The 12,026-nt window shown below is 68.5% G+C and carries 7 protein-coding genes; 2 read left to right on the forward strand and 5 right to left on the reverse strand.

Annotated elements, in window-relative coordinates:
* Positions 1–58: 58 nt before the first annotated feature.
* Together ACFQGD_RS19210 and ACFQGD_RS19215 are read left to right on the forward strand one after the other, a co-directional pair.
* On the forward strand, positions 59–712 hold the full coding sequence (locus tag ACFQGD_RS19210; protein ID WP_345390004.1) for a response regulator transcription factor: 654 nt from the start codon (positions 59–61) through the stop codon (positions 710–712).
* 652 nt (positions 713–1,364) lie between these two features.
* Positions 1,365–2,852, forward strand: a complete 1,488-nt coding sequence (locus ACFQGD_RS19215) for a hypothetical protein (RefSeq protein WP_345390001.1) — start codon at positions 1,365–1,367, stop codon at positions 2,850–2,852.
* Positions 2,853–2,977: 125 nt separating this feature from the next.
* Here the strand turns inward: ACFQGD_RS19215 and ACFQGD_RS19220 are convergent, their stop codons facing one another.
* The 5 genes from ACFQGD_RS19220 to ACFQGD_RS19240 all read right to left on the reverse strand — a co-directional run bounded on the left by ACFQGD_RS19220 (position 2,978) and on the right by ACFQGD_RS19240 (position 11,982).
* On the reverse strand, positions 2,978–7,471 hold the full coding sequence (locus ACFQGD_RS19220) for a hypothetical protein (RefSeq protein ID WP_345389998.1): 4,494 nt from the start codon (positions 7,469–7,471) through the stop codon (positions 2,978–2,980).
* 96 nt (positions 7,472–7,567) lie between these two features.
* Complete coding sequence (locus ACFQGD_RS19225; protein WP_345389995.1) at positions 7,568–8,371, reverse strand: hypothetical protein; 804 nt, start codon at positions 8,369–8,371, stop codon at positions 7,568–7,570.
* Positions 8,368–9,840, reverse strand: coding sequence for a hypothetical protein (locus ACFQGD_RS19230; protein WP_345390114.1), 1,473 nt, complete (start codon positions 9,838–9,840; stop codon positions 8,368–8,370). Before ACFQGD_RS19230 ends, ACFQGD_RS19225 begins: the two co-directional genes overlap by 4 nt.
* 111 nt (positions 9,841–9,951) lie before the next feature.
* Entirely contained in the window at positions 9,952–10,938 is a 987-nt protein-coding gene (gene whiA, locus ACFQGD_RS19235; protein WP_345389992.1) for a DNA-binding protein WhiA, read from the reverse strand.
* A gap of 81 nt (positions 10,939–11,019) precedes the next feature.
* Entirely contained in the window at positions 11,020–11,982 is a 963-nt protein-coding gene (locus ACFQGD_RS19240; protein ID WP_345390111.1) for a gluconeogenesis factor YvcK family protein, read from the reverse strand.
* Positions 11,983–12,026 lie beyond the last annotated feature (44 nt).

The following is a 12,026-nucleotide window of genomic DNA, read 5'->3' on the forward strand; positions in this document are numbered from 1 at the left end:
CGAGGAGGGATGTTGTTAGGGCGTAACCAACCGCCATGCCGAGCCGACGGGATAGGACATGCCAGCACGAGTCGCTGTTGTTGACGGGCACACGCTGACCAGGTTTGGGCTGACCGGCCTGCTGTCCGGCCAGGAGGACCTGGAGGTTGTCGCCGAAGCCGACAGTATTGAGCAGGCACGACGCGTCATCGCGGCCACCGCACCGGACGTCGTGACCGTCGACGCCGCACTGCCCGATGGCGATGGGCTCGCCCTCGCCCGCGAGCTCCGTGACCGGTACGCCGAACTTGGCATCGTCGTGCTCACGTCGAACGGCGAAGACGACGTCCTGTTCCGCGCGCTGGAGAACGGCGCATCAGCCTTCGTCGCGAAGACCGCACCGACGCACGAGGTGCTGTCCGCCATCCGGCACGCCGCCGTCGCCGCGTCCTCGTTCACCGCGACGGGTCTTGCCGACGCACTTACCCGTAAGCAGGACGCACAAGCCCGCTACACCCTGAGCCCGCGAGAAGCAGAAGTACTGCGACTGCTCGGTAACGGGCTATCCATCCCCGCCATCGCCCGCGAGCTTTACCTCAGCCCCTCCACCGCCAAAACCTATGTCGCCCGCATCTACGACAAGCTCGGCGCATCCAACCGCGCGCAAGCGATTATGAACGCGCTCGCGACCGGACTGATCCGGCACGACACGGCGGCACGCACGGCTTCCTGAAGCAGCACTGTCGCTCACCTTCCGACTCAAGCTCGCACACCAAACGGTGGCGAAGCTCCCTCTCTTCCGTGCTGTTGTGGTCTGATCCTGTCGACGCGACACCCGGCGCCATTCGGCGCTCTATGGATTATGTCATAGTAAATATTCAGATAATAAAGTCTCAGCCTCAACGTCGACCAACACAGCGCGTCACCACGTGCACACCCCTTCTCACGGCCAGTTAACGCGGCTCACGCGAAGCATGGATTGTTACCGTTCCGTGATACAGGTAGCTCGGTAACCGGCCGGTACGCGAGGGGCAACGAGCCAGCGGTGTCGCCAAACGGATCGCGCACCTGTCAATCGCCCCGTATGCAGGGGTTCACCACCGGCGGTACGCATATGCACGCCGCGACCGCCGCCCCTGGTGTTGACTCATCACGTGCGCGCTACCGACACACGATGGCGCCGTATCCGCTCACGTTCAATCGTTGAACGAAAATATCAAGCCTGCGCTGTTACTCCAGCTCAGCGCGATGTATCGCGACCTCACTGTTGAACTAAAAGCAACATTGTTTCATGCCACTCTTTACAACGGCGGCGTCGCGCACCATGATTTAGGTCACATATCCAGGCTGCGCTGCCAACATCACGACGTCCGTGAGGAGTGCTCATGACACCAACCGCCATACCCACGCTGTGGGCTGGGGGGCAATTGTTCACGCAGCAAACGTATCCGGATCAAGTCACGACGAACTCGCTCGTACAGAACGTCCTCTACGCTTCGGGCACCGTTGGCGCGATCTTCATCGTCGTCGGCCTGCTACTCGTGAGCCTTGGCGGTGTCCGGCGTGCGAACGCCTTCGACGCCGTCATCCAGAAGCTCCTTGGCTTCTTCATCGGGTTCGCCGTGTACTTCCTGATCGGGTTCGCCATCTGGAACTGGCAGTACTACGTCGCATTCGAGGTAGCCAACCCGTACTGGCAATCGATCGCGGACTGGTGGCTAGGTGGTGCGCTCGCGAACGAGACCGCGCAGAACGTCGACCCCGCGGCGGGTATGGGCGCCGCGCTGAACAACCAGCAGATCTTCATCTTCTTCCTGGCTTGTTTCGCGGGCATCATCAACGTGCTGATCCACTTCGGATGCGAGGAACGGATCAAGCCGTCCGCCTACTACATCATCTCGGTCTTCACGGCCATCACGTCGTCCGTGCTCAGCTGGCTGACGTGGGGTTCGACCGGGCCGTTGACGAACCTCGGCTACCACGACTTCTTCGGGTCCGCGTTCGTCTACGTGTTCGCCGGCGTGGTCGGGGTGTACCTGACGCGCAGGGTCGGACAGCGTATCGGCATGTATCGGCCGCATCCGAGGATCGGCGAGTACCGCAACTACAACCTTGGCTTGGCAGCGGTCGGCCTCGTCGTCATCTTCGGCGGGCTGCCGCTGGTGATCTTGTCGTGCGGGTTTTTCTTCGACCCGGAAGCGCTGTTCGTCAGCGTCACCATGGCCGACTCCAGCGTCGGTATCGCATTCAACAACTTCGCGCTGTCCTGGGCAGGCGGAGCGATAACCGGGCTGCTGATCGCGTATCGCACGAAGAACTACATCTACACGCTGCTCGGCCCGCTCGCGGGCTATCTGTCCGGGGCACCGGCGTTCGACATCTACAAGCCATGGCAGATGTTCCTGGTCGCACTGTTCGCTCCGGTGGTCGCCTACCTGATCTACGAGTGGACGCAGCGTCACGAGCACGACGAACACAAGCTCGGTCCACTGCTCATCGGTTCGAGCGCCTACGGAATCATCATCGTCGGGCTGATTCAGTGGGGGACGCCGCACGGTGGATACTTCGGCGTCGAGTCGGGTACGTACGCGTTCCAGAACGCTGAGGTCAACGTCGGCTGGCAGTTGCTCGGCCTGGCCGTGACCGTGGCGCTCGGACTCGTCACCGCCGCCGTGCTGTCGTTCATCCTCGAGCGAACCAGCGGACTCCGCGTCACCGAAGAGGTCGAGGTCACCGGCTTCGACAAGCACTACTGGGACGTGGTGCACGACATCGAGCCGCAGCCTACGGCGACGCTCACGGCGGATGGCGACGGTCGGCCTAGTTCCCGCGCCATCAAGGAGACCGTCGACGACATCGCCGAGCCTCGCTGAGGCGGCGGCGAACCGTCGACACCGCATCACACATCGCCTCCGTGACCCGTTCTCGCGGGTAGCGGAGGCGATGTGGCGTGTACGCGGCCCGCACCGTGGCCGCCGCGCCCGACCGCCAGGCCCGGTCACCCCGTGCGCTGATACACCCTTGTCGCCGACAGCCGGGCGACACCGTCCTCGTCGCCGAGACCATCAAGATGGTTGCGGATCGTGGCGTCGACCGAGAGGTACTTGCGGCCAGCACGAAGATCGGCGTCATTGCGCATCCGAATGATCAACGGAAACTCACTCAACGCTCCGGCATCGAACAGGCCCGTCGTGTAGATCAGCTGCACCCCGAGCGCCTCCGCGACCGCGCGCTGCAGTTCGAGCAGATAACCCGCGGAGGCACGGCCGATCGGGTTGTCGAGGAACAGCACTCCGGAATGCCGGTCACGCAGGCGACCCTTGTCGTTAGCCCGCAGCGCGGCCATCGTGCAGTACAGGATGATCGCCGCCGTGAGCTGCTGGCCCCCAGAGAAGACGTCGCGGATCTCCGACACCCGCTGCCGTTCCGTACGCAGCACCGAGTCCGGCTTGAGCATGTCGATCCGGAACCCCTTCGGCACCGCCGCCCGCACACCGCGCAGCAGCAGCGACATCCCGTCGTTCTTACCGTCCTTTCCGCCCTTACCACGCTTCGCGTCCCGCACCTGTGCGGCGGCCGCCTCGTCGACGACTTCGCCCAGCTGCTCCGCCAGCTGCGACTCGTCCGGCTCCGCGAACTGGATGCGCAGGAACTCGCTGCCGGACCAGTCACCGAGGCCATCCGGGAGCCGCGACAACCGCTGTGCCGCCCGCAGCACCCGCAAGCCGCCTTCGACCATGCCTTGCAGCCGGGTCACGATCCCTGAACGGTGCCGATCGATCTGGTCGAGATCGCCGGTCAGCGTGCGCAACCGGGGCCGCAGCGCGGCCACCCACTCCTCGGCGTGTTCGGGTAGCGAGTCGCGACGCACCGAGATGATCTGCCTGCGCACCGGGCTGCTCAGCTGCTCGAAACGCTTCTCCGCCGCGTATTGCACCAGCTCGTCGACGTAACCGCGCATCGTCCTCTCGGCGTCAGTCACCGCGGCTTGTGCCGTGCTGAGCTTGCCGGTCAGGGTCTGTGCGCGCTCCCGTGCGGTGTCGACGTCACCGTCATAGGGGCTGACGTCATCGCCCGCATGTCCTTCCGCTACGGACGCAAGCGACTCCGCGAGCATGCCGAAACCAGTCGCGGCCGCCTCCGCTGTCCGCAACGCGTGCTCGGCTTCGGCGCGGGCGGTCTGCAGTTCCTCCACCTCGCGCGCTGCGGACGAGGCCTCTTCCGTCGCGGACTCGATCAGGTCCATACCGTAGGTGATGGAACTGGGTCGTTCCATCGAGTCAAGCACGGACGGCGCGGCGGGCAGCGCCTCGTACTCCGCCCTGCGAGCCGCGAGCACACCGATCGCGTCGCCGCGTTCCATCTCCAGTGCCTGCAGCGCCCGCTCCGCTCGGCGTTCCGCCGCTTCCCGCGCGGCCGCGTCCGAGCCGTCCGGGGTGTCGAGCAGCTTCGTGGCCAGCATCCGGACGTCCGGGTCGAGCGCCTCAAGCGCGGCGCGTGCGGTCGCCTCGGCGTGCTCGGCGTGATCCAGCTCGGCACGCAGGTCATTGCCGACCTCCACCTTCGCGTAGGCGGCCGCTGCCGCCGCGAAGCTCTGCCGCAGTACCGCGACCGGTTCTTCCGGCACCGGCTGGTCGGTGCTCACCGAGCCACCACCGGGTACCTCGGCGAGTTCCGCTCGCGCGCTGGACGCCGTCCGCTTGTGCTCGTCGGCCTTTCGCTGCGCCTCCGCGATTCGCTCCCGCCATCGCACCGCCGAGGCCTCCGCCGCTTCGGCCTCCTGCCGTGCCTGCTCGGCCGCCTCCCGCGCGGCGGCGCAGTCGGCCGTCCACTGCCCGATCCGGGCGGCGGCGGTGGCCAGTTCACTGATGGCACCCAGGTCGGCCGCGGCCTGCCGTGCGGTGTCGCGCAGACCGGGAATCTCGGCACGCAGCTCCGCCCGCCGCTCCGCGAGCCGGTCGACCGTGGCACGCTGCTCACGCGCGGCGGCGACGGCGGCGTCGTGCTCGGACTTGGCGGCGTCGGCCCGCTCCGCCAGCGTGGTCAGCGCACCAGCGGGATAGTCCTCCCGCCACGCGGCCAGTTTCCACTCCAGCGCGGCATCGCCCTCCGCGCGCTCCCCCAACCTGGCCAGTTCCTCCTGTCGCCGCGACTGCCGCGCCGCGATCGCCTCGCGAGTCTCCTCCGCCGCGTCCTCGTCATACAGCGCGGGGTTCGGCGGCACGACGAAGCTCGCTCCGGGCGCCAGCGCGTCGGTGAGGTGGGAGGTCTCGCCGGAGCCGCCGTCCGCCGTGAGCGTGCTGGTCACCCCGACCGCCAGCACAGCGCTCGGTAGCAGCGTCGCCTCGGTCAGCACCTGCTCGGCCTGCGCCAGCCTCGCGGGGTCGTTGATGAGCACACCGGACACCAGGTGCGGGTACCGCAGCAGTGCGGCCCGCCTGCGCTCGGCGTCCAGTGTGGACAGGAACCGCAGCCCGGACCACGCGGTGATGCCGTGCTGTTCCAGCAGGTCCAACGCCTCGCGGACGTCGTCGGGCGCGGGAAGCAGTCCTCCACTGCCGAGCGCGGCCAGCGCACGTTCGTCGTTCGACGCCGCGACCCACAACTCGGTCTGCGCGCGCTCGGTATCACCGCGCGCCTCCGCCAGGCGCGCCCGCAGCGACTCCAGGTCGGTATCCAGCCGGACATCATCGACACCGAGCACCTCGGCGAGCCTCGGTTCGGCGGCCAGTGTCTCCGCCCTGCGCCGCGCGGTCGCCAGCTCGGCATCGGCGCTCTCCCGCGCGCTCTCGGCCGCCGACCGCCGCTGGTCGAGCCCATGCAGGGTGTCTTGGGCCTCGGCGAGCTCTGCTTCCACCCGTTCCAGCTCGCGCTCGGCCCGCATCAGCGCGGACTCGGCGTCCTCGGCGGCCGCGCGAGCCTGCCGCTCGGCGTCGGCGACCTCGGTACCGCTGGGCAGCGTGCCCGCCGCGACCGCCTGTCTCACGCTGTCGTTGACCTCGTCGATACGGACCTGCAGTGAGTCCGCGCGAGCGCCATGCTCAGCGGCGGTCCTCGTCGCGGCATCACGCTCGCGCTGCGCTTCGTCGGCGGCGGCACGCGCCTCGTCGGCCTCACGTTCGGCGGCGTCCGCGTCAGCCCCCGCGTTCTCGGCGATGGCGAGCAACCCGCGTGCCAGCGCCGTCGCCGCCTCTTCCTTCGCCGCCAGCGCGGGTTGCGCGCGCTGCTCCCGGTTGCCCACCAACTTGCGGGTCGCGTCCGCCTTGCGCGCGGCGGCCATGTGACCGAGCACCGTCGACGTCGCTCGCCACGCGCGCGCCGTCGTCCGAGCCTCGGCGACCTGCTCGGCGAGCCGGTCGGAATCCGCCTGCGCCGCGTCCAGCCGCAGTCCGGCTACGACCCTGCGCAGCTCGGTCACCACGGCGTTGCGCCTGCGCAGATCACCCTCGGCGAGTCGTTCGGCGTCGCGTAGCTCCTCGACCTGCTGCGACAGCCCTCCCAGACGTTCCTTCTCCGCGGCGTCCCTCGCGATGACGGCGGCGGCGAACTCACCGGCCTCCCTGGCTGCCGTCTCCGCGAGCGAACGAGACGCCGCCGCGAACGACTCGGCCTCCACCAGCGGCGCCAGCAGCTCCAGTGCGCCGGACACGAAATCGCGCTCGTTCATCAGCTCGCCGCGCTGGCTCAGGCTGTCGGCGTAGTTGCGCACCACGTCCGCCAAGTCGGCGGGCGCTTGCTCGTCGAGTACCGCCCGCAGCAGGAACTCCACGAACGCCTCATCGGTCCCGAACGAGAACGCATCCGCGGCCTCGCCCTCTCCCGCGTTCATCGCCCGCTGGTAGCGGAACAGCTCGGTGTCCAGGCCCATCATGCCGAGGTGTTCGGTCCACTCGTGGTGCTTGCGGGTCCAGAACAGCTCGATCTCGGTGGCCTCGCGGTAATGCGCGTCGAGTTGGTCCTTGAACGCCGACATCGTCAGCAACCGGTTGTCCTCGGTGAGCGGGAGCGAATCGAGCTGCAGTGACACGCTGGGCCGGAAGCAATACCAGGCGTCGAGCAGGTTGGCGGGATCGGACGAGACGACATGCCCGCGCCACTCCGAGACCTTTCCGGTGATCACCCGCTGCCCGGTCTGGGTGTGTTGCCACTCCAGTACCACGTGCGCGACGTCCTTGGCGCCGACGAACTTCTCCAGCACGCGGGTGTTGGTGGTTCCGACGACCTGCCTGCGGCCAGGCAGCATCACCGAGAAGATCAGCTTGATCAGCACCGACTTGCCGCCGCCGTTCTCCAGGAACAGCACACTCGCGGGCGACGGCCGCCTCGGTGGGCCAGCCTGCTCATCGTTCAGGTGCACGCCCGCGCTGAACAGCGCCTCCTGTGACGGCGAGCTGACCGGCTCCCCCACCCCGCTCAGGTCAAGTACGACGTCCTGGTACCGCGCGCCCGCTGGGCCGACGGAATGCAACCGCACCCGGGATAGCTCGTACATCGCCGCTCCTACTGTGTCCTGGTGGGCCCTGGTGGTCCTCGTTGTCCTAGTGGTCCTCTAATGCTCCGAGCGAGCCCGGTAACGCCTCGCGGTCCGCTACAACGTCCCGGTGGTGCCCGCGCGCAGTGACCCGTCCTCGCCCGAGACCGCCACCACGTCGAGCTCAAGCAGCTCGGTGAACGCGGCATCGGCCGCCAGTTCCCGCACCTGCACCTGGTAGCGCGGCGTCGTCCGGTACGTACCGCCGTCGTCGGCGCTGACGTGCACCAGAAAACCTTGCTCGGACAGGAACCGCAGCGCCCTGCTGATCATGCCGCGCGTGGTGTCAGGAGAGAGCCTGCCGTCCTTGGTCGTGGCTGTCTCTGGCCGTCGCGCGTAGGCACGCCACGCCTGCTCCAGTTCGGGCGCGTCGGAAGGCGGGTCGCCGTTCGCCTCCGCCTGCTCGGCGCGTTCGTCCAGGATGCGGCACGCTTCCCGCACCACGGCGTCCACCTGGTCGACGGTGACCCTGCCGACGTAGGTGTCGTTGCCGAGGTCGTCAGGGCGCGGGAACGCCAGCGCCGCCACCGCGAGATGGACGATGCCGTGCATGACCTTCTCGGTCTCGCGTCGCTCGCGGATCTTGCTCTGCCGCGCGTAGCTGTCCATCTTGATCTCGAACGCGGACTCGTCCGTGGCGGCCAGTACCGCGCCCGCCTGGTGGCTGACGTCGAGCACCATCAGCCCGAGCCCTGCCGCGACCGACTGGGTGAGCTGGGTGAACTCGCGGTCCTCGCCGTAACGGCGCACCAGCTCGGCGTAGCTCGCGTCGCGGGCGGGCAGCTGTTTCGGCCGAAGCCCATAGGCGATCAGGCGTGCGGCCGACTCGGCGTCCTTGGCGGTCTCCCGTGGTGAATTCACGCGACCTCCTCGGCGTTGGTGGGGACGGCTGCCAACTCCTCGGACAACACCGCCGTGGCGACCAACAGGTCGGCGCCGCCGAACTCCGGGTCGTCCAGTGGAGTGCCGTCGTCGACGGCGATCAACGCGGTGGTCTCGCCGGTGCGCACCGCCCCGCCGATCTCGGGGCTGTAGGCGTGCAGCACCCGCAGCGCGATCAGCCGCGCCAGATCGGCGTCAATCTCCCTGGCTTCCTCCAGCAGCCCGGACAGCCTGCGCGGCACCTCGGCGAGATCCAATAGCTCGTCGGCGCGGCGCCAGTGCTGCTCGCTGAACCGATCGGCGTCCTCGGCGGGCGCGAGCTCCGGCTCCGGCAGCTCCCCGACGAGCGTGCTCCGTTCCGGCGCGGGCCGCAGCAGCATCGACACCAGTGACGGCAAGGTCGCGACGCCAGGGGTACTTGGCCCGCTCGCGGCACGGAAGTACGCCTCAACGGGTGCCTTCGCCTTCCCCATGGCCAAGCCGAGCGTCGGCACAAGCAGCTGTCCGAAGACGTCGACGCCGCCCTTCCGAGGTGGTCCGGCGAACTGCTGCCGGTCCTGCTCCGCGCGGAAGTACGCGCCAGCGGCCTGCAGCCGGGCCTGCAGCTGGGTGTGACGGGTGATGCAGTCGGTGACGATCTCCACCAGCTCCGCCGCGCTGCGCTTACGACCAGGGTCCTCCGCCTCGTCGCGCGCCTTGGTGATGTTGCGCAAGATCGCGTTCTCCGCCTGGAACCGCGACTCAATGTGCTCCAGCGCGGAGTCGAGCAGCTCGGGCACGGCGTGCTCCCAGTCAACGGAACGGACGTCGCGCCGCGTGGCGTCCAGGATCGTGCGCAGCGTCTCGCCGTACTGCACGGTGCGGTAGCGGGCCTGCTCGGCGGCCAGCTTGGCATCGGCCAACCTGCCGCGTTTGATCAGGTTCTCCAGCTTCACCTCGGCGGCGATCTGAGCCGACTCTACGTCGGTGTCCAGCGCCCCCACCAGCACGTTGATCGCCTCGTCGGTAGCTCGCAGGTAGATCTCGCCGTTGGGCGCGGACAGCTCAACCAGCAGCTTGAAGTCGAACGCCCTGCGCTCGTAGGCACCGTCCGGCCCGACCGTGCCGTAGATACTGCGGAAGCCGCGATCAACGGTGCCGACGTTGAGCAGGTTGTCCAGCACCCACCGGGCGACCTTCTCGTGCTCAGCCTTGTCTCTATGTGGCGCCTGCGCGGCGATGAACGGCAACAGCCTGCGCACGATCACCTCGTGGCCCGCGCCGGTGTCGAAATCCATGGCCACGGTGACCTGATCGATCGTGTGCAACGCGATCTCGGCCATCTGGTACGCCGTGGCGTCGGCCCAATCCAGCTTCGCCTTGCGGGCATCGAGGTCGTGCAACGGGGCCGTGCAGGCGAGCGCCTTGAGCCTGCGGGCAAGGCCGCCGTCAAGGCCACCGTCGATCATCCCGCTCGCATCCTCACGCACGACGTCAGACGGTAGCCTGCCAGCTGGCGGCTCGCCGCACCTGGTCTGGGCATTCGGCGTTCATTCACCGTTACTGGTGGTGACAGACCGTCACGCTTCGGCTTCGAGCATGTCCTCGGTGACGGCCGATTCGGTGTCCGGGATGCCGAGATCCTTGGCGCGCTTGTCCGCCAGCGCGAGCAGTCTGCGGATGCGGCCCGCGACGGCGTCCTTGGTCATTGGCGGGTCGGCGAGCTGTCCCAGCTCCTCCAGCGAGGACTGCCGGTTGGACAGCCGCAGCCTGCCCGCGGACAGCAGATGTTCGGGGGCGCTCTCACCGAGGATCTCCATCGCACGCTCCACCCGTGCCGCGGCGGCGACCGCCGCCCGCGCCGAGCGACGCAGGTTCGCGTCGTCGAAGTTGGCCAGCCGGTTCGCCGTGGCACGCACCTCGCGTCGCATCCGGTGTTCCTCCCAGCGCAGCACGCTCGCGTGCGCGCCGAGCCTTGTCAGCAGCACTCCGATGGCGTCGCCGTCCCTGACGACGACACGGTCCGCTCCCCTGACCTCGCGGGACTTCGCCTGGATGCCGATCCGGCGCGCGGCACCGACCAGCGCCAGTGCCGCCTCGGGCCCAGGGCAGGTGATCTCCAGCGACGACGAGCGACCCGGCTCGGTGAGCGAGCCGTGTGCGAGGAACGCGCCCCGCCATGCCGCCTCGGCGTCGGCGATGCCGCCGGACACCACCGCGGCGGGCAGACCCCGCACCGGACGTCCCCGCTGGTCGATCAGACCCGTTTGCCGCGCCAGCCCCTCGCCGTCCTTAACGACACGCACGACGTAGCGAGTGCCTTTTCGCAGCCCACCGGACGAGATCACATGGACATCCGAGTGATGCCCGTACAGTTCGTGGATCTCCTTACGCAGCTTGCGCGCGACCGAGCCCGTGTCAAGCTCGGCCTCGACGACCACCCTGCCGCTCACGATGTGCAGGCCCCCCGCGAATCGCAACATCGACGCCACCTCGGAACGCCTAGGCCCGATCTTGGTGATCTCCAGCCTGCTCAGCTCGTCCTTGACGGCGGCGGTCATCGCCATTGCCTCTCCACTTCCTTTCGCTCACCCTTTCAGTGGTTCGCTCGACCCCGCGAGCGGTCTTCGGCACTCCCCGCTCCCGCGTTACGCGCCATCACGTCCCGCACGAATCCCGAAAGCCTCTCGCACACTCGCCGCGAGCGCATCCGGAGCATGCCTACCGGACACGCTCGGGTCAGCCACGTCGGCGAGCACCGCCCGCGCCCCGACCGCGTCGGCGGCACGGTACAACCGCGCGGGTGCGGGAACCGACCCACGATCGGCGATCACCGCGTCCACGCGCAACTCGGGAGCCTGCGCGCGCAGGACATCGACGTGCTGCTCCGGCGAGTACCCAGCAGTCTCCCCTGGCTGCGGCACCAGATTCAGCACGACCACCTTACGCGCCGCCGTTCGAACCAGCGCATCGCGCAGATCGGGCAACATGACGTGCACCAACACACTGGTGAACCAGGACCCAGGTCCCAGCACGACGAGGTCCGCCTCCCGCACCGCGGTCACCGCCGCCGCGCATGCCTGCGGCTCCGCGTCCCGATCCCGCGCGTTGTGTAGCGAGATTCGTCTCACCCTGCCGGGGGTACTGGCCACCGCGACCTGACCACGGATGATGCTCGGCTCGTCGCTGCCGTTCAGTCCCGACACCTCGGCCTCGATGCACAGCGGGTCGACCGACATCGGCACCACCCGCCCGGCGATACCGAGCAGCGCACACGCCTCGTCGAGCGCGGTGACCGGGTCACCCACCTCCTCGAACAGCCCGGCGAGCAACAGGTTCCCCACCGCGTGGCCCGCGAGCGCCCCGCTGCCACCGAACCGCCGCTGAAACACCCGCGCCCACAGCGCGTCGCCGTCCTCCGCCGTCGCCAGCGCCGACAGCGCCTGCCGCAGATCACCCGGTGGCAGCACGCCGAGCTCGCTGCGCAACCTGCCGGAAGAGCCACCGTCGTCGGCGACCGTGACCACGGCGGTGACGTCCGCGGTCAGTTTCCGCAGCGCGCACAAGGTGGTGTGCAGGCCGTGGCCACCGCCAAGGGCAACAGCTCGCAGCGGGCGCCCCGACGCACCGCTGATCCGGCCCGCGTCGGTCGCGT

It is taken from the genome of Haloechinothrix salitolerans, from assembly GCF_042662605.1.
Classification (GTDB): domain Bacteria; phylum Actinomycetota; class Actinomycetes; order Mycobacteriales; family Pseudonocardiaceae; genus Haloechinothrix_A; species Haloechinothrix_A salitolerans.

Excerpts from the sequence above, each read along its gene's own strand:
- ACFQGD_RS19215 (WP_345390001.1), top strand. The coding sequence starts at position 1,365 with ATGACACCAACCGCCATACCCACGCTGTGGGCTGGGGGGCAATTGTTC.
- ACFQGD_RS19220 (WP_345389998.1), bottom strand. The coding sequence starts at position 7,471 with ATGTACGAGCTATCCCGGGTGCGGTTGCATTCCGTCGGCCCAGCGGGC.
- whiA (WP_345389992.1), bottom strand. The coding sequence starts at position 10,938 with ATGGCGATGACCGCCGCCGTCAAGGACGAGCTGAGCAGGCTGGAGATC.
- ACFQGD_RS19210 (WP_345390004.1), top strand. The coding sequence starts at position 59 with ATGCCAGCACGAGTCGCTGTTGTTGACGGGCACACGCTGACCAGGTTT.
- ACFQGD_RS19230 (WP_345390114.1), bottom strand. The coding sequence starts at position 9,840 with ATGATCGACGGTGGCCTTGACGGCGGCCTTGCCCGCAGGCTCAAGGCG.